This is a genomic window from Kitasatospora sp. NPDC005856 (assembly GCF_040629945.1).
In the GTDB taxonomy this organism is placed as follows: domain Bacteria; phylum Actinomycetota; class Actinomycetes; order Streptomycetales; family Streptomycetaceae; genus Kitasatospora.
Window position 1 is genome coordinate 17,914 of record NZ_JBEXWT010000059.1, and the last position, 16,083, is coordinate 33,996.

Consider the following 16,083-nt stretch of genomic DNA (forward strand, 5'->3'; position numbering starts at 1 on the left):
CCTCGAACAGCCGGCTCAGCGCGGTGCGTCCCTCCAGGCGGGCCAGTGGCGCGCCCAGGCAGAAGTGCGCGCCGTGTCCGAACGCGAGGTGGTCCTTGACCGGCCGGGTGACGTCGAACTCGCCGCCGCTGTCGCCGTAGCGCACCGGGTGGCGTCCGGCGGCCGCGTAGGCGGCCAGGATCGCCTCGCCGCGGCGCACCGTCACCCCGCCGGGCAGCTCGATGTCCTCCACCGCGTAGCGCATCGGCAGGTGCGCCACCGGGGCGTTGCGGCGCAGCGCCTCCTCGACCGCGTCGTCCCAGCCGGCCTTGCCCGCGCGGACCAGGGCGAGCTGGTCGGGGTGGGTGAGCAGGTCCGTGATGCCGTTGTCGATCAGGTTCACGGTGGTCTCGTAGCCGGCCGAGACGATCAGCAGCAGGGTGTCGCGCAGTTCCTCCTCGCTCAGCGCGCGGCCGTCGCCGGCGCTCTCGTCGTCGCGGGCGGTGATCAGTGCCGAGGTCAGGTCCTCGCCCGGCTCGCGGCGCTTGGCGGCGATCAGCTCCTCCAGCAGGGCCAGGAACGCGGTGACGGTGGCCGCCGATTCCTCGGGGGACAGGACGGTGGAGAAGACCCTGTCGACCATGCCCCGGAAGGTCTCCGTGAGGTCGTCGGGCAGGCCCAGCAGCCGGGAGATGACCCGGATCGGCAGCGGGTGGGCCAGGCGGTCGCGCAGGTCCACCACCTCGCCGGGGCGGCAGGCGGCCAGGTCGTCCAGCAGGGCGTCGGTCAGCTCCTCGACGCGGGCGGTCATGGTGGCGACCCGGCGGGCGGTGAAGGCGCCGCCCACCAGCCGCCGCAGCCGCCGGTGGTCGGCGCCGTGCGCGTTGAACATGTTGTGCGCGCTCACCCAGATCGCCAGCGGCCAGGTCCGCACCACCTCGGCGAAGTCGGGCCAGTGCCGCGCCCCGTCCTTGGAGACGCGCGGGTCCTTGAGCAGTTCCTCCAGCAGCACCGGGTCGCACACCGACCAGGCCCGCACACCCAGGATGTCGACGGGCGTGGCCGCTGCGCGCGCCCACAGCTCGGCGCTCTCCGCATCGCGGGCGCGGCCGGTCGGGTCCAGTACGAGACGCTCCACGGGGGTTCCTCCACTCGACGCGGCGACGGTGCGCGGCCGCACGCCGCGCACCGGGACACGAGGATGCTCGCCCGTACCCGGTCGCGTCGAGAGGGCGTGCGCCGCCCGGGCGGCACGACGCACGCCCGTGGCCGGCGGGGGACGGCCGAGGAGGGCGGGGGAGGGCACACCCCGTGGGCGGTGCGGGCGGCTCACGCCCGTGGATTGGCCGCCACGGCTCACGCCCGGGGGCGGCCGCGACGGCTCACGCCCGTGGCCGGCGGGGGACGGCCGAGGAGGGCGGGGGAGGGCACACCCCGTGGGCGGTGCGGGCGGCTCACGCCCGTGGACGGCCGCAGCGGCTCACGCCCGTGGACGGCCGCGACGGCGCACGCCCGTGGACGATCGGGGCGGCTCACGCCCGGGGGCGCGGCGCCTCGTGGACCCGCGGCGGTGGCGCCGCCGTCGTGGCGCGCTCGAACAGGGCGCCGCTGCGGCTGCCGTCCACCGTGCGCACCCAACGCCAGCCCTGCGCACGGTAGTAGGCGTGCAGGGTGGTGTTGTCGCTCCACACGTTCACCCGCAGCAGGTCGGCTCCCGCCCGCGCGGCCCGCCAGGCGGCCCAGTCGCCCAGGCGGGCGCCGATGCCGTGCCCGGTGTACCGGCGGTCCACCGTGAAGGAGCTCAGGTAGCGGGCGGGGCGGGCGAGTTCCTCGCCGCTCCACAGGCGGGGACTGCCGGTGGGGCGCAGTGTCACGGTGGCGACGGCCTCGCCGTGCGGCGCCAGCGCGGCCACCACCGTCGCGCCGCGGGCGATCAGTGCCAGGCCGCGCTCGGGGTCGTACGGGGACGACCACTGGGCCGAGCCGTGCTCCAGCGCGATCCAGGCGGCGGCCTCCGCCCGCAGTGCGGCCAGTCGGGGCAGGTCGGCGGGCACCGCGGCACGGACGTACAGCGGCGAAGGCGGCGGGCTCACCACGGCGCGGCGGATCCCACCGACCCGACGGATCCGACTGGTCCGGCCGACCCGACCGATCCGACCGACCCGACCGACCCGACCGACCCGACCGATCCGACCGACCCGACCGACCCGACCGATCCGACGGGCCTGACGGATCCCACCGATCCGACAGATCCCACCGACCCGACGGACCCGACGGACCCGACGGATCCGGCCGATCCGACTGGTCCGGCGGGTCCGGCCGATCCGACGCGTTCTTCGGCGGCCTCCTCGACGGGCTTCTGGGCGGGCCTGTCGAGGAGCCTGTCGAGGGGTTCTTCGAGCGGTGTGAGGACGAATCCCGCGTACAGGGCGTCCACCAGTTGCCGGCCGTGCGCGGTGAGCGCGGTGCCGTCCGCGGTGGTCAGCGCGTGCCGGGCGACGACCCGGGCCAGCGGCACCCCTGGCAGCAACACCGTGCCGGGGGAGGGCAGTTGCAGCAGCACGCAGTCGTCCGGCCCGCACTCCAGCAGGCCGAACCCGGCGCCGCAGTACTGCAGGCGCCCGTCCTTCAGCCGGTGCAGACCGCCGCCGGGCGCGGTGGCCACCCGCACCGGGGCGCCGGTGTGCCGCACCATCAGCTGCGCGGCACCCGCCGCGTCCGTGCGCGCCTCGCCGCCGGTGACGTGGCCGTAGAGCTCCAGGACGTGGCGCAGCGCGGAGGGCAGCGCGCCCTCGGCCAGTTCGAGTTCGCCCAGCAGCCAGGTCGAGCCCTGCATGCGGCAGTTGAGCTCCAGCAGCAGCGGGTGATCGCCGTCCAGGACGAAGTCGGCGCCGAACAGGCCCCGGTAGCCGAGCGCGGCCAGTGCCTCGCCGACGCGCCGGGACGCGGTGGCGGCCCGCTCCAGGGCCCGGGGCGCCAGCAGGGCGGGGGCCGCGAAGTCGCAGCCGGAGTAGGCGCCGAAGGGCGCGCCGATGCCCTCGACGCGGGTCAGCTGCACGGACGGGCGCAGCACCCGCACGGTGCTGTCCGCCGACACCAGGACGTGCACGTTGACCGCCGGCCCCTCGACGTAGCCGCTCACCAGCCAGGGCCCGCCGCCGGATCGGTGGATCGGCGCCAGCTGCGCCTGGTCGGTGACCAGGTGGGTGCCCCTGCCGCTGGAGCCCGTCGGCGTCTGCACCACGTAGCGCTCGCCGAAGCGCCGGCGCAGCTCCCGGTGGTCGAGCGTCGGGACGACCGCGTCCGGCGGGGTCACGGCGCCCACCGACCGCAGCCACGCGCGCTGGGCCCGCTTGTCGCCCAGCACCGGCAGGGCCGGGCGTGCCGGCGGCTGCGTCAGGCGGGCGCCGAGCGCGTCGAGTGCCGTGCGCCACTCGGGTTTCATCGACGTGTAGGGCAGCAGCGCCAGCTCCCGGCCCCGCCAGCCGTCGCCACCGGTGCGGGCGAGGCGGCGCAGCACCTCGTGGACTCCGGCGCCCAGCGAGGTGTGGTCGCGTACCCCGCTGTCCGGCTCCAGCGCGTGGAACCGCGCCCCGAACTCGCCCTCCCAGCCCGCGTCCGGGCCCTCCACGCTCAGCACCGCGGACAGGCAGCCGGTGCGCAGCAGGGGCAGCACGAACAGGGGACGGGCGCAGCACGACAGCCCGGGAACGGCCCGCAACCGGGCCACCGCTTCGTCACAGGATGTGATCACCCACGCGATTATGGAGAGCCCGCGACCGCGCCCGCCGCGCCCGCACCCCCCACCCCGCCCCGCACGTGGCACGCCCCGCCCCGCCCTCACCCGTACGAAGGAACCGCCCATGTTGACGGCCCGTCGGGGCCGTTGTCGGCGGCCGGAAGCACCGTATGCGAATGGACAGCCGCGCCGACCGCGCCAGCGAACCGGTCACCCGTACCGATCGCACCAGTGAACCGGTCACCCGTACCGACCGCACCAGCGAACCGGCCACCCGTACCGTCGTACCCATCTGGCGGGTCACCGAGGCCGCCGGCCTGGAAGCCTCCTGGATCGACCTGCGCCCCACCGCCCTGACCGCCCGCGGCCGCGCCGCCGCCGCCAAGCCCGCTCCGTACCGGCTCGACTGCGAACTCGACACCGGCGACGGCTTCACCACCCGCCGCGTGCACGTCACCGCCCGCACCCCCGACGCCACCCGCACCCTCGACCTGCGCCGCGGCGAGACCACCGGCCGCTGGAGCGTCGACGGCACCGAGCGCCCCGACCTCGACGGCGCCCTCGACCGCGACCTCGGCCTGTCCCCGCTCACCGACACCCCGCCCGTCCTGCGCCACGCCCTCCACCGCCGGCCGGGCGAACGCCACGTCCTGACGGCCCGGATCCGCGTGCCCGACCTGGTCGTCGTGCCCTCCCGCCAGACCTGCACCCACCTGCGCCGCCACCAGGACGCGGGCGCCACCGTCCGCTACACCTGCGGCGACCACCACGCCGACCTGCGGCTGGACGCCGACGGCCTGGTCACCGACTACCCCGGCCTGGCCCACCGCCTGCCCTGACGGCCCGGCCCGACGACACGCCGCCCGCCGGCGCCCGCTACGCTCGGGCCCGCCCGCGACCCGCCCCGAGGAGGCCCCGATGCCCTGGTTCACCCTGGAACGCTTCGACACCTCCTTCTTCGACACCGCACCCCACCGCCACCGCTTCCGGATGGACCTGCCGGTCACGCCCGCGAGCGTGTGGAACGGCCTCGCCGGCCCCACACCACTGTCCTGGTGCCGGGGCCTGGCCGGCGGCCGCTACACCTCGCCGGCGCCCCACGGCGTCGGCACCACCCGGCAGATCACCGCACTCGGAACGCTGCGCCTGCACGAGGAGTTCGTGCACTGGCAGGAGAGCGAGGACAGCCGCCGGCACGCGTTCTGCGTCACCCGGGCCGGCCTGCCGCTGTACCGGCGCTTCGGCGAGGACTACCTCGTCGAGCCCCTCCCGTCCGGCGGCACCCGCTTCACCTGGACCTTCGCCTACGAGCCGAACCCGCTGCTGCGCCGCCCCGCGGCCCTGACCGACCTGCCCGGGGCGGCGTTCCTGCGCACGCTGGTCGCCGACACCAAACGGCACTTCGGCGCGGCGTAGCGTGCCCGGCGGGCAGGGCGTCAACGGGCGCAGGCCCCCCGTCCTCGTCTCCCGGCCCCGTCTCCCCGCCCTCGTCTCCCCGGCCCCGGCTCAGGGGCCGTAGGCGCGTAGGAAGACGTCCACCGCCTCGCCGGCCACCTTCCGCGCATCCGCCTGCGGCCGGTACTCCAACGGGCCGGTGAGCAGGGCGAGGAGGTGCTCGGCGGCGCGGTCCGGATCGCAGGGGCGCAGCCGGCCGGCCAGGGTGAGGCGGGCCAGGCGGTCGGCGAGGGCGGCGTGCGGGCGCAGCAGGACGTGCTCGCGTACGGCGGCCGCGAGGTCGGGGAACTGGAGGGCCTGGGCGCAGGCCAACCGCCGTACCGTGCGGGCCTCTTCGCCGCCGCCGGCGAGCAGCAGGGCGTGCGCGGCGGCGGTGAGGGCCGCGTGCAGAGCGCTGTCCGGCGCCTCGGCGGGTGCCCGCAGCGGCTCGACGGCGGCCACCGACCGGTCGCCGACGCGCTCGGCCGCCGCTCCGACGGCTTCGCGGTAGAGGCTCTCCTTGTCGGCCAGGTGGCTGTAGACGGTCGGCTTGGCCACCCCCGCCTCGCCCGCGATCTCCTGCACGCACGCCTGCGCGTAGCCGCGCCGCGCGAAGACCGCGAACGCGCCGTCCAGGATCGCCTGCCGCCGCTCGACCCGGCCACGGCCCGTACGGCCGGCGCCCGTTGACACTTCTGAACCCATGGGTTCAGTCTAGGCCTTGAACCAGCAAGGAAGGTTTTCTGAACCAGTCAGTTCAACGAATGCCAGGGAGAGACCCGTGATCGTCCACACACTGCGCTTCGCGTTCAAGGACACCGCCACCGAGGAGGACCGCGAGCACGTCCTCGCCGTCATGCGCCGCACCGCCGCCGTCGAGTCGGTGGCCTTCTCGACGGTCGGCCAAAGCCTCGACACCGCCGGCGGATTCACCCACGCCTACTGCGTCGCCATCCCCGACCTGCCCGCCCTGCGCCGGTACATGCACGACCCGGTCCACCTCGCCGGGGACCCGCAGATCATGCCGCACCTCGCCCGCATCGCCATCGGCCCCGACCTGTCCGACGACCCCGCCCCCGACCTCGCCGCCCAGGTCCTCGCCCTGCACGAGGAGAAGGTCGCGCTCCACCCCGAGTGGGCCGCCGAACTCGCCCCGCTGCTCGGCGCCTGACCGACCGCCGCCCGCGGCGCCCGCCGATCCGGTGGCACCCGCGGTGCCCGGGCCGGCGGCGCCGCGCTCGGGCGGTGCCGGCGGGCGGGGTCCGCAGCGGAATGTCCACGGGGAACCGCGGGTGGGGGCGTGCCGCGGGGATGTCATCACCCGATCGAGTGGCCGGCGCCGCCGTTTCCCGTGCCGGTGACGTGCGCGTGGGTAGCGTCGAGCCATGATCGTGGACTCGTCAACAGGTCTGACATGTCGACGATTTGACTTATTGTCATATAAGTAAAGAGGCATCGTCGCATGGCAGAGAAGCGCCTGAAGTCCTGGGGCAACAACCGCTCCGGCCAGCTCGGGGACGGCACCTGGGCCGACCTCCGCACCACGGCCACCGCCGTGCTCGGGCTGACCAGTGCGGACGTGGTGAAGATCGCCGCCGGCGGGTCCGGCGCGAGCCTCGGCCACGCACTGGCCCTGCTCGCCGACCGCACGGTGCAGTCCTGGGGCGTCAACGGCTCCGGCCAGCTCGGCGACGGCACGGTCTTCAGCCACAACGCGCCTGCCCGGGTGCTCGACCTCGCCGACGCCACCGACATCGCCGCCGGCGGCGCGCACAGCCTCGCCCTGCTCGCCGACGGCACCGTGGTCGCCTGGGGCCGGAACAACCACGGGCAGCTCGGCAACGGCACCAGCGCCGACAGCAGCGTCCCGGTGCGGGTCGAGGGCCTGCACAAGGTCGTCGCCGTCACCGCCGGCCTGCACCACAGCCTGGCACTGCGCGAGGACGGCACCGTGTGGGCCTGGGGCTACAACAGCAACGGCCAGCTGGGCGACGGCACTTCGACCAACCGCGGCCTGCCGGTGCAGGTCGCCGGCCTCGGCGGCGTCAGCCGGATCGCCGCCGGCGCCGGCCACAACCTCGTCCTCGTCGGCGCCCCGGGCGACGGCGCCACGGTCAAGGCCTGGGGCTACAACGCCACCGGCCAGCTCGGCGACAACACCACCATCAACCGCTACACCCCCGTCACCACCCACGGGGCCTGGACGGGCGGCGTCACCCAGATCGCGGCCGGCTGCAACCACAGCATGGCCGTCGTCGACACCGACCACCGCCTCAAGGCCTGGGGCCAGAACACCGCCGGCCAGCTCGGCGACGGCACCACCGTCTTCCGCGTCACCCCCGTCACCGTCCCCGGCCTGACGGGCGTACGGCTGGTGGCCGGCGGCCGCGAGCACACCGTCGCCCTGTCCGGCACCAGCACCGTGCACTCCTGGGGCAGCAACGGCTCCGGCCAGCTCGGCGACGGCACCACCGCCGACAGCAGCACCCCGGTGCCCACCCTCACCGCCCTCACCGGCATCGACAAGCTCGCCGCCCCCGTCGGCGGCGACTTCAGCCTCGCCAACTGAGGCGCCTCGACGGTTCCCGGCCTTCCCTCCTGCCACAATGCGCGGTGAACGTTGCGTAGCCGCCACCATGCAGACAGTGAGGTCATCGTGTCGAAGGTCAAACTGAGCACCAACCACGGCGACATCGTCCTGCGCCTCGACGCGGACAAGGCCCCGGCGACCGTGGAGAACTTCCTCCGGTACGTCCGGGACGGCTTCTACGACGGGACGGTCTTCCACCGGGTCATCGACAACTTCATGGTCCAGGGCGGCGGGATGGAACCCGGCATGAAGCAGAAGAAGACCCGCACACCCATCCGGAACGAGGCCGACAACGGCCTGAAGAACACCAGGTACACCGTGGCCATGGCCCGCACCGGCGACCCGCACTCCGCCACCGCCCAGTTCTTCATCAACGTCGCCGACAACGCCTTCCTCGACCACAGCGGCAAGAACGTCCAGGGCTGGGGCTACGCCGTCTTCGGCGAGGTGGTGGAGGGCCAGGACGTCGTGGACGCCATCAAGGCCGTGCCCACGGCCTCCAAGAGCGGCCACCAGGACGTCCCCAAGCAGGACGTGATCATCACGAAGGCCGAGGTCGTCGAGTAGCACGCGGACAACGGGCGGCCGGCCGACCGGGACACCGGCCCGGCCGGCTTCCCGCTCCGCCCGCGGCCGGCCGGCCGGTTGGTCGGTCGGTCGGTCGGTTGGTCGGTCGGTCGGTCGGGAAAACCGGATGACCGCAGTCGCCGCCGCCCCGGACAATGGCCCATGCCGACCGACCACTGGCCCCTCCTGGGCCTGCGCCTGCGCACACCCCGCCTCGAACTGCGCCTGCCCGCCGACGGCGAACTCGCCGCCCTCGCCACCCTCGCCGCCGAAGGCGTCCACGACCCGGACCGCATGCCCTTCATCGTGCCGTGGACCGACCTGCCCCCGACGGAGCGGGCACGCTCGGTGGTGCAGCACCACTGGCTGCGCCTGGGCACCTGGTCCCCGCGTGACTGGGCGCTGAACCTGGCCGTGTTCGAAAGCGGCCGGGTCGTCGGCCTGCAGACCCTCACAGCCCGCGACTTCGCCGTCCTGCGGCAGGTCTCCACCGGCTCCTGGCTCGGCGCCCGCCACCAGCGCCAGGGCATCGGCACCGAGATGCGCGCCGCCGTCCTGCACCTGGCCTTCGCCGGCCTGGACGCGCAGTGGGCACGGTCGGGCGCCTTCGAGGACAACCCGTCCTCCTACGCCGTCTCCCGCAAGCACGGCTACGAACCCGACGGCACCGACCGCCACGTCGTCCGCGGCCACGCGGTGACGGAACGCCGGCTGAGGCTGACCCGCAAGCGCTGGGAGGAGCACCGCAAGCTGCCCGTCACGGTCGACGGGCTGGCGCCCTGCCTGCCGCTGTTCGGCCTGACGGACGGCGGCGGTGAGGGCCGCACAGGCCCCGCGTGAGCGGGAAACCGGCCCGGCCGGCTTCCCGTACACCGCCAATCCGCCCGCCACGGCGGCACCGGGCCCTGGCAGACTCGACCCCATGCCCGAACCCAGCCCCGGCACGGCACCGGACGACGCCCTGCGCGCGTACGCGACCCTCTACCCCGACGTGGCGCAGGCCGGTTCGCTGCGCAGCGCCCTCCAGGCCCAGGCGGACCGGGACGGCCACCGGCTCACCGTCGAGCCGAACTCCTCGCCCGGCTGGCGCCGGGTGGCGGCCCAGGTCACGGCCGGCGACCGGTCGGCGCACGTCCTGATGGCCGCACACACGCGCAGCTTCACCGTCAGCTGCTGGACGGGCGAAGTCCAGATGGCCGACGGCAGCACCGACGACCTCGCCGAGGCGGCCGGGGCGATGGACACCTGGCAGGCCGGCGCCCGGCTCGCCGAACTCCTCGCCCGCCGGCCCTTCCTGCACACCTGGGAACTGGCCGAAGCCCACGAACGCGGCGACGCCATACCGGTGCGCTGGCGCCAGCTGCGCGAGCACGCCGCCAGCGAGCGGTCCCTCGCACGCCGGCACGGCCCCGAGCTGAAGGACCTCCTCGAAGCGGCCCACGCCCAGCCGCGACTGCGGGCCCTGTCACCGGGCCGCAGCGTGCACTGGCTCACCTTCAGCCGCCGGGCCGCACCACCGATCTGCCGTGACCTGCCGAGGGCCGCGCCGATCGGCGACGGCCGCTACCGCCTGCGGTTCGCCGACGGCCGGCTCCAGGAGACGGCCGGCGCGGCCGCGGCCGTCACGGCGATCGTCGAGGCCCTGCCCGACGACGCCCTCCCGGCCTGACGCCGCGCCGGCCGGACCGACTTCCCCTGTACGAGGTGTCGACTGCCGCTGTTGCGCGCTCGGTGGCGACAGGCGTGAACGGTCCGCGCCGGGGTGTGTGGTCGCAGGCATCGATGGGAGGGCGGAGTGGGAAGTCGGCCCGGCCGACTTCCCGCTCCCGACGGCCTCGCCCGCAAGGAACCCGCCGTCACGCGGTAAACGCCCCGGCCCCCACGGGCCACTTCCCGGCAGCCGCCCCGGCACCCCGGACCGGGATCCGCCCAGGGCGGGAGACACCCCGGAAGGCGAACCACCCATGACGGACCCCGTGACCCCGCTGCTCCTCGGCACCGCACCCGCCGTGCTGAACGTCGCCGACGCCCTCGCCCGGAGCCTGCTGCCGCGCGCCCGCGCCGAACTCGCCAGGGCCCGGGCCCAGTCCGCGCAGGGCCCGGCAAGCGGCCCGGCACGCGGCACGGAGGGCGGCGCGGAGGGCGGCGCGCAGTGAACGAGGAACCCCGGGACGCGTGCGGCGCCACGCCCGCGATGTCCTTCGAGCAGGCCTACGGGCTGTACCACGCGCAGCTCGTGCGCTCGGTGTGCCGGCAGGCCGCCGCGCTGGGACTGTCCGACCGGGACGCCGACGCCGAGGCCGTCGTCCAGGACACCTTCGAGGAGGCCCTGCGCGTCTGGGACACCGTCAGGACCCCCCGGGCCTGGCTCCACACCGTGGCCCGGCGCCGGGTGGCCCGGTGCGTCCCGCAGGCCATGCACCGGGCGCACGGGGACCCCGCCGAGCACGCCGGGCTGGGCGCCGTCCGCTGGAGCCCGGCCGCGCCGGCGGCCGGCGCCGAGGACTTCGTCGCCGCCCGGGAGGTCGCCGCCGTCATCCGGCGGATGCCGCGCCGGCGCCGGCAGGTCGCCTACCTGCGCTACCTGATGGAGTGGGACTACACCGAGATCGCCGAACAGCTCGGCTGCCGCCCCTCCACCGCCCGCGTCCACGCCCTCAAGGCCCGCGCCGACATCACCGGGACCCGTCTCCTGGACAAGGCCCGGGCCGTCGCGGACGACGACCGCGGTGAGACGACGACCGGCTTCCTCCTGGTGACGGCCGCCCTCGCGGGGGCGCTCGCCGTGGGCCGCCTGGCCGGGTGGCCGTGGGCGCCGGCCGCGGCGGCGGGAGGCCTGCTGACCCTCGCCCTGGCCGAGCGGGCCGCCGCCGCACTCCGCCGCCGCCGCCGTCGACAGCGGCGGCCCCGCCCCTGACCACCTGCGGAGCGGGACGTCGGCCGGACCGACGTCCCACTCCGCAGCGCCCGCCGGACCGGCCGCCGCAGCGCCTGCCGGGCCGGCCGGGCTGCGGCGATGCCTTCGTGCCCGCGAACGTCCACTGCTGCGCCCGGTTCCCGGTGACGCACTCCTGCACCGTGACCCGCCGGCCAGGCCGCCGGCGGCCCCGTAGCCCGCAGCCTCGGCCCAGTCCGCGCGTCAAGTGTGCTGCGCGCAGGGAAGGTTGGAGGACACGGGAGAAGGCGGAGGTCGTTCTCGAAAGCCGCGCGTGGAGCGGGGGCGCGGATCGGGACGATCCGCGCCCCCGCCGTGGAGGTGCAGGTGAGGTGCGTCGGGCCCGGTCAGCCGATGACGGTCACACCGCGCGGCGTGGAGAAGCCGGTGGCCGACTCGATGACGCTGTCGGTGGCCGTGTCGATCGTCGAGACGGTGTTGTCCGTCCCGTCGGTGACGTACACCGTGGTGCCCGCGGCGTCGGCGGCGGCGTCGAGCGGGCCGGCCCCGACCGGCACGGTCGCGGTGACGGCGCCGCGGCCGGTGTCGATCACCGAGACGGTGCCGCTGCCGCTGTTGACGACGTAGGCGGTGCCCTGGCGGGTCATCGCCACCGCGCTCGGGTGGCTGCCGACCGCGAGGGTGGCGGTCACGAGGTTGGTGGCGGTGGAGATGACGCTGACGGTGCTGCCGCCGTCGTCGGCGACGTAGACGCTGCGCCCGTCGGGGGTGACGGCCAGCGCGGCCGGGTGGGTCTGGAACAGCGGGACGGCGCCCTTGACGAGGTTGAGGGCGGTGTCGATCGAGACCACCAGGCCGTAGGTGTGCTCGACCACGTACAGCGTCGACCCGTCGGGGGTGAGCGCGGAGTCGCGCGGCGAGCCGATGAGCGGGACGGTGCCGGTCACCGCGCGGGTGGCGGTGTCGACGACGGAGACGGTGCCGCTGCCGGAGTTGGAGACGTAGGCGGTGGCGCCGTCGCGGCTGAAGGTGATCGCGGTGGGCGTGGTGGCGACCGGGACGGTGCCGATGACGAGGTCGGAGGCGGTGTCGATCACCGAGACGGTGCCGCTGCCGGAGTTGGACACCCACACCTGGGTGCCGGCCGGGTTGGCGCTGACCTCGTACGGCTTGGAGCCGACCGGGATGCTCGCGCCGACCGCGCCGGTGGCCGAGTCGTAGACCTTGACGGTGTCGTCGCCGCTGTCGGCGGTGTAGACCGTGCCGCGGGTGGCGACCGGGTCGAAGGCGTACCGGTCGGCGGGGACGGTGGCGCTGGTCCCGGCGGGGGTGGTGACGGTGACGTCGGTGGTGCCGACGGCGTGACGGGGGGTGACGGCGGTGAGCCGGGTGTCGGAGACGACGGTGAACGAGGCGGCCGGGACCCCGCCGAAGGCGACGGCGGTGGTGCCGGTCAGGTCGGTGCCGGTGACGGTGACCGTGGTGCCCCCGGTGCGCGGGCCGTGGCCGGGGTCGACGGCGGTGACGGCGGGCACGGCCGGGAGGTAGGTGTACCGGTCGGCGCGGCCGGTGGCGCTGGTGCCCGCCGTCTTGGCCACGGTCACGTCCACCGTGCCGACCGCCCCGGCCGGGGCGACGGCGGTGATCCGGGTGTCGCTGTCGACGGTGAAGGAGGCCGCGGCGGCCGAGCCGAACCTGACGGCGCCGGTGCCGGTGAAGCCGGACCCGGTGACGGTCACGCGCGTACCGCCGGTCCTGGGCCCGGAGGCGGGGTCGAGGCCGGTGACGACGGGCTGGGGCACGTTGACGAAGCCCAGCCCGACCGGCGCGTTCATCCCGGTGAGGGTGGAGGTGACGGTGTTGGTTCCCGTGCTGATCACCGAGACGCTGTCGGAGCCGCGGTTGGTGACGTACGCCGAGGTGCCGGCCGGGTCGAGGGCGACGAACTGCGGGCCGGCGCCGACGCGGACGGTGGCGGTGACGGTGTTCGTGGCGGTGCCGATCACCGAGACGGTGCCGGAGCCGTTGCCGGTCACGTAGAGGCTCGCGCCGTCGGGGCTCGCCGCCAGGCCGGTGGGCCCACTTCCGGCGGGGACCGGAACGGTCGAGGTGACGGTGTCGGTCGCGGTGTCGAGCACCGAGACGCTGTCGCTCCTGAGGTTGGCGACGTAGGCGTGGGCGCCGTCGGGGGCGAAGGCGATGCCGATCGGCAGGGTGCCGACCCGCACGGTGGAGGTGACCGTGCCGCGGGCGGTGTCGATCACCGAGACGGTGTTGTCCAGCTCGTTGGAGACGTAGGCCTTCGCGCCGTTCGGACTGATCGCGACGGCGTACGGGTTGCGGCCCACCGGGATGGTGGCGGTGACGGTGTCGGTGGCGGTGCTGACCACCGACACGGCGGCGGAGGCGAAGTCGACCACGTACAGCCTGCCGCCGTCCGCGGAGACGGCCGCGCCGACCGGCCGGGCGCCGACCGGGACGGTGGCGGCCACCGTGCCGGTGGCGGTGTCGAGCACCGAGACGGTGTTGCCGCCGTAGTTCGGCACGTACGCGCGGGCGCCGTCCGGGCTGCCGACCACCGCGTACGGCGTCGCACCGACCGGGACGCTCGCCACCACCGCGCCGGTGACGGTGTCGTACGCCGTCACCGTGTTGTTCCCGCTGTTGGCGACGTAGACGAACGGGTGCGCCGCCCCGGCGGCAGCGGGCCCGGGCGCGGAGGCGGCGGCCTCACCCGCCCCCGCGCCGAGCGGCCCGGCCGCGGCCAGCAGCGCGGCCGCCCCCAGCCCCGCCGCGCGGCGGCGCAGCCGAGCCCACCCGGGCCGCAGACCTGTGCGTGTGTCCCATGACATCGAAGAGTCCCTCCCCACAGCGGACATGACGCGCCCGCCGGACCGACGGCCCGGACGTGACGCCTCCGGCCATCGTGGCAGCGCGATCCGAAGCACGGAGCGGATTCCCGAACCGGTGAAGACGATCTTCCACTTCGCTATCCTGGAGGGTCAACTGTCATTTCACGCAGTCGATATGACGCCCATTCAGACCACCGGCGCCGGGCGCCCGCCCAGTGTCGCGACCGACCCCGCCCCGCCGCCGGACGGGTGAAAGTGCCCCCGGCGGTGCGCGGCGCCCGCCCGGGCCGAACCGGGCCGTCCAATACTCACGCGATGAGGCGCACACCCCGCGCCGCCCCCCGCGAGCCGCACGAGGGAGAACCCGCATGCACCGCCGCACCGCCGCCAGGCCGGGACACCGCACCGCCGCGCCCCTGCTGGCCGCCCTGCTGCTCACCGGGTGCACCTCCGCCGCCGCCACCGACCCCGCGGCCGGCCCCGACTCCTCAAGCACCGTGCCCACCGCGCCGCCGCAGCCCTCACCACAGCTGACCGACCAGCAGGTGGCCTTCGCCGTCGACCGGATCGACGCCTACGTCCAGGACGCGATGCGCAAGACCGGCGTACCCGGCCTGTCCCTGGCCGTCGTCCACAACGACAAGGTCATCCACGCCAAGGGCTTCGGCGTGCGCGAACTCGGCAAACCGGACACCGTCACCCCCGACACCGTCTTCCAGCTCGCCTCCGTCTCCAAACCCATCGCCTCCACCGTCGTCGCCACCGCCGTCGGCCAGAAATCGGCCGCCTGGGACGACCCCGTCACCGCCCACGACCCCGGCTTCGCCCTCGCCGACCCCTGGGTCACCGCCCACGTCACGATCGCCGACCTCTTCTCCCACCGCAGCGGCCTGCCCGACCACGCCGACGACCTCCTCCAGGACCTCGGCTACCAGCGCGACTACATCCTCCAGCACCTGCGCGACCAGCCCCTCGCCCCCTTCCGCGCCAGCTACGCCTACACCAACTACGGCCTCACCGAGGCCGCCGTCGCCGTCGCCAGGACCAAGGGCGCCCCCTGGGAGACCCTCTCCGCCGACACCCTCTACCAGCCGCTCGGCATGACCTCCACCAGCTCCCTGCGCTCCGCCTACGACAACGCCGCGAACAAGGCCGTACCGCACGTCCTCAAGAGCGACGCCACCGGCTGGCAGGTCAGCACCACCGAGAACGCCGACCCCCAGTCCCCGGCCGGCGGCGTCAGCTCCACCGTCCAGGACCTCTCCCGCTGGATGCGGCTGCAGCTCGCCGGCGGCACCTTCGAGGGCCGCCAGATCGTCGACACCGCCGCCCTGAGCGAGACCTGGCTGCCCCACAGCCTCTCCAACCCGCCCGCCGCGCCCGCCGGCAACCCCGGCCAGTACGGCCTGGGCTGGAACGTCGGCCGCGACACCCGCGGCCGGCTGCGCCTCAACCACTCCGGCGGCTTCGCCCTGGGCGCCGCCACCGTCGTCACCCTGCTGCCCGCCGAGCAACTGGGCATCGTCGTGCTGACCAACGGCCAGCCCACCGGCCTGCCCGAGGCGGTGGCCGAGGAGTTCTTCGACCTCGCCCAGGAGGGCCACGAGACCGTCGACTGGCTCGCCTTCCTCGGCAAGGTCGTCCCCGCCGCCCTCCTGAGCGGCGTCTCACCCACCGACTACACCAAGCCCCCGGCCGACGCCGCCCCCGCCAGACCCGACGCGGCCTACGTCGGCACCTACGCCAACGGCCACTACGGCCCGCTGACCGTGACCACCGGCAACGGCGGCGCCCTGGTGATGAGCCTGGGCCCGGACAACCTCCAGTTCCCGCTGCGGCACTACGCCGGGGACGTGTTCAGCTTCCAGACCCGAGGCGAGAACGCCGTGGGCCTGTCCGGGGTGACGTTCACCGTCGGCGCCGACGGGCGCGCCTCCAAGGTCGTGGTCGAGCAGTTCGACCACGAAGGCCTGGGCACCTTCACCCGCAGCTGAACCGGCGGGCGCGGGCGCCCGTCCCCCGCGGG

The 16,083-nt window shown here is 75.1% G+C and carries 15 protein-coding genes; 10 read left to right on the plus strand and 5 right to left on the minus strand.

Annotated features, from left to right (window positions below; all coding sequences use genetic code 11):
- From ABZ449_RS28735 to ABZ449_RS28745, 3 genes are all read right to left on the minus strand, one after another.
- On the minus strand, positions 1 to 1,117 hold a 1,117-nt coding region (locus tag ABZ449_RS28735; RefSeq protein WP_360351805.1), incomplete at its 3' end, for a cytochrome P450.
- 394 nt (positions 1,118 to 1,511) lie between these two features.
- Positions 1,512 to 2,072, minus strand: a complete 561-nt coding sequence (locus ABZ449_RS28740; RefSeq protein ID WP_360351808.1) for a GNAT family N-acetyltransferase — start codon at positions 2,070 to 2,072, stop codon at positions 1,512 to 1,514.
- Entirely contained in the window at positions 2,069 to 3,733 is a 1,665-nt protein-coding gene (locus ABZ449_RS28745; protein WP_360351811.1) for an ATP-grasp domain-containing protein, read from the minus strand. Before ABZ449_RS28745 ends, ABZ449_RS28740 begins: the two co-directional genes overlap by 4 nt.
- 161 nt (positions 3,734 to 3,894) lie before the next feature.
- Here ABZ449_RS28745 and ABZ449_RS28750 point away from each other — a divergent pair, with 161 nt between their 5' ends.
- Together ABZ449_RS28750 and ABZ449_RS28755 are read left to right on the plus strand one after the other, a co-directional pair.
- Positions 3,895 to 4,557, plus strand: coding sequence for a putative glycolipid-binding domain-containing protein (locus ABZ449_RS28750; RefSeq protein WP_360351814.1), 663 nt, complete (start codon positions 3,895 to 3,897; stop codon positions 4,555 to 4,557).
- A gap of 79 nt (positions 4,558 to 4,636) precedes the next feature.
- Positions 4,637 to 5,134, plus strand: a complete 498-nt coding sequence (locus ABZ449_RS28755; protein ID WP_360351817.1) for an SRPBCC family protein — start codon at positions 4,637 to 4,639, stop codon at positions 5,132 to 5,134.
- A gap of 90 nt (positions 5,135 to 5,224) precedes the next feature.
- On the opposite strand, the gene ABZ449_RS28760 is transcribed toward ABZ449_RS28755, so the two are convergent.
- On the minus strand, positions 5,225 to 5,857 hold the full coding sequence (locus ABZ449_RS28760) for a TetR/AcrR family transcriptional regulator (RefSeq protein WP_360351820.1): 633 nt from the start codon (positions 5,855 to 5,857) through the stop codon (positions 5,225 to 5,227).
- Positions 5,858 to 5,933: 76 nt separating this feature from the next.
- On the opposite strand from ABZ449_RS28760, the gene ABZ449_RS28765 reads away from it, so the two are divergent.
- The 7 genes from ABZ449_RS28765 (at position 5,934) to ABZ449_RS28795 (ending at position 11,226) form a co-directional block, all read left to right on the plus strand.
- On the plus strand, positions 5,934 to 6,323 hold the full coding sequence (locus ABZ449_RS28765) for a Dabb family protein (RefSeq protein WP_360351823.1): 390 nt from the start codon (positions 5,934 to 5,936) through the stop codon (positions 6,321 to 6,323).
- 291 nt (positions 6,324 to 6,614) lie between these two features.
- Positions 6,615 to 7,721, plus strand: a complete 1,107-nt coding sequence (locus ABZ449_RS28770; protein WP_360351825.1) for a hypothetical protein — start codon at positions 6,615 to 6,617, stop codon at positions 7,719 to 7,721.
- Positions 7,722 to 7,808: 87 nt separating this feature from the next.
- A complete protein-coding gene (locus ABZ449_RS28775) occupies positions 7,809 to 8,309 on the plus strand; it encodes a peptidylprolyl isomerase (protein WP_360351828.1) in 501 nt (166 codons plus the stop codon).
- Positions 8,310 to 8,471: 162 nt separating this feature from the next.
- Complete coding sequence (locus tag ABZ449_RS28780) at positions 8,472 to 9,149, plus strand: GNAT family protein (protein ID WP_360351831.1); 678 nt, start codon at positions 8,472 to 8,474, stop codon at positions 9,147 to 9,149.
- 82 nt (positions 9,150 to 9,231) lie between these two features.
- Positions 9,232 to 9,978: a DUF6193 family natural product biosynthesis protein gene (locus ABZ449_RS28785; protein ID WP_360351834.1), complete on the plus strand. Its 747-nt coding sequence runs from the start codon at positions 9,232 to 9,234 to the stop codon at positions 9,976 to 9,978.
- A 295-nt stretch (positions 9,979 to 10,273) separates the two neighbouring features.
- On the plus strand, positions 10,274 to 10,465 hold the full coding sequence (locus tag ABZ449_RS28790) for a hypothetical protein (RefSeq protein WP_360351837.1): 192 nt from the start codon (positions 10,274 to 10,276) through the stop codon (positions 10,463 to 10,465).
- A complete protein-coding gene (locus tag ABZ449_RS28795) occupies positions 10,462 to 11,226 on the plus strand; it encodes a sigma-70 family RNA polymerase sigma factor (protein WP_360351840.1) in 765 nt (254 codons plus the stop codon). The genes ABZ449_RS28790 and ABZ449_RS28795 overlap by 4 nt, the downstream gene beginning before the upstream one ends.
- Positions 11,227 to 11,591: 365 nt before the next feature.
- On the opposite strand, the gene ABZ449_RS28800 is transcribed toward ABZ449_RS28795, so the two are convergent.
- Positions 11,592 to 14,057 (minus strand): beta-propeller fold lactonase family protein, encoded by a 2,466-nt coding sequence (locus ABZ449_RS28800; protein ID WP_360351843.1) that lies wholly within the window; start codon positions 14,055 to 14,057, stop codon positions 11,592 to 11,594.
- 368 nt (positions 14,058 to 14,425) lie between these two features.
- Here ABZ449_RS28800 and ABZ449_RS28805 point away from each other — a divergent pair, with 368 nt between their 5' ends.
- Positions 14,426 to 16,051, plus strand: coding sequence for a serine hydrolase (locus ABZ449_RS28805; protein ID WP_360351846.1), 1,626 nt, complete (start codon positions 14,426 to 14,428; stop codon positions 16,049 to 16,051).
- The last annotated feature ends 32 nt before the right edge of the window (positions 16,052 to 16,083 follow it).

Bases quoted from the DNA above. Each gene is read 5' to 3' on its own strand.
- ABZ449_RS28800 (WP_360351843.1), bottom strand. From the start codon at position 14,057: ATGTCATGGGACACACGCACAGGTCTGCGGCCCGGGTGGGCTCGGCTG.
- ABZ449_RS28770 (WP_360351825.1), top strand. From the start codon at position 6,615: ATGGCAGAGAAGCGCCTGAAGTCCTGGGGCAACAACCGCTCCGGCCAG.
- ABZ449_RS28805 (WP_360351846.1), top strand. From the start codon at position 14,426: ATGCACCGCCGCACCGCCGCCAGGCCGGGACACCGCACCGCCGCGCCC.
- ABZ449_RS28750 (WP_360351814.1), top strand. From the start codon at position 3,895: ATGGACAGCCGCGCCGACCGCGCCAGCGAACCGGTCACCCGTACCGAT.
- ABZ449_RS28790 (WP_360351837.1), top strand. From the start codon at position 10,274: ATGACGGACCCCGTGACCCCGCTGCTCCTCGGCACCGCACCCGCCGTG.
- ABZ449_RS28760 (WP_360351820.1), bottom strand. From the start codon at position 5,857: ATGGGTTCAGAAGTGTCAACGGGCGCCGGCCGTACGGGCCGTGGCCGG.
- ABZ449_RS28780 (WP_360351831.1), top strand. From the start codon at position 8,472: ATGCCGACCGACCACTGGCCCCTCCTGGGCCTGCGCCTGCGCACACCC.
- ABZ449_RS28785 (WP_360351834.1), top strand. From the start codon at position 9,232: ATGCCCGAACCCAGCCCCGGCACGGCACCGGACGACGCCCTGCGCGCG.
- ABZ449_RS28755 (WP_360351817.1), top strand. From the start codon at position 4,637: ATGCCCTGGTTCACCCTGGAACGCTTCGACACCTCCTTCTTCGACACC.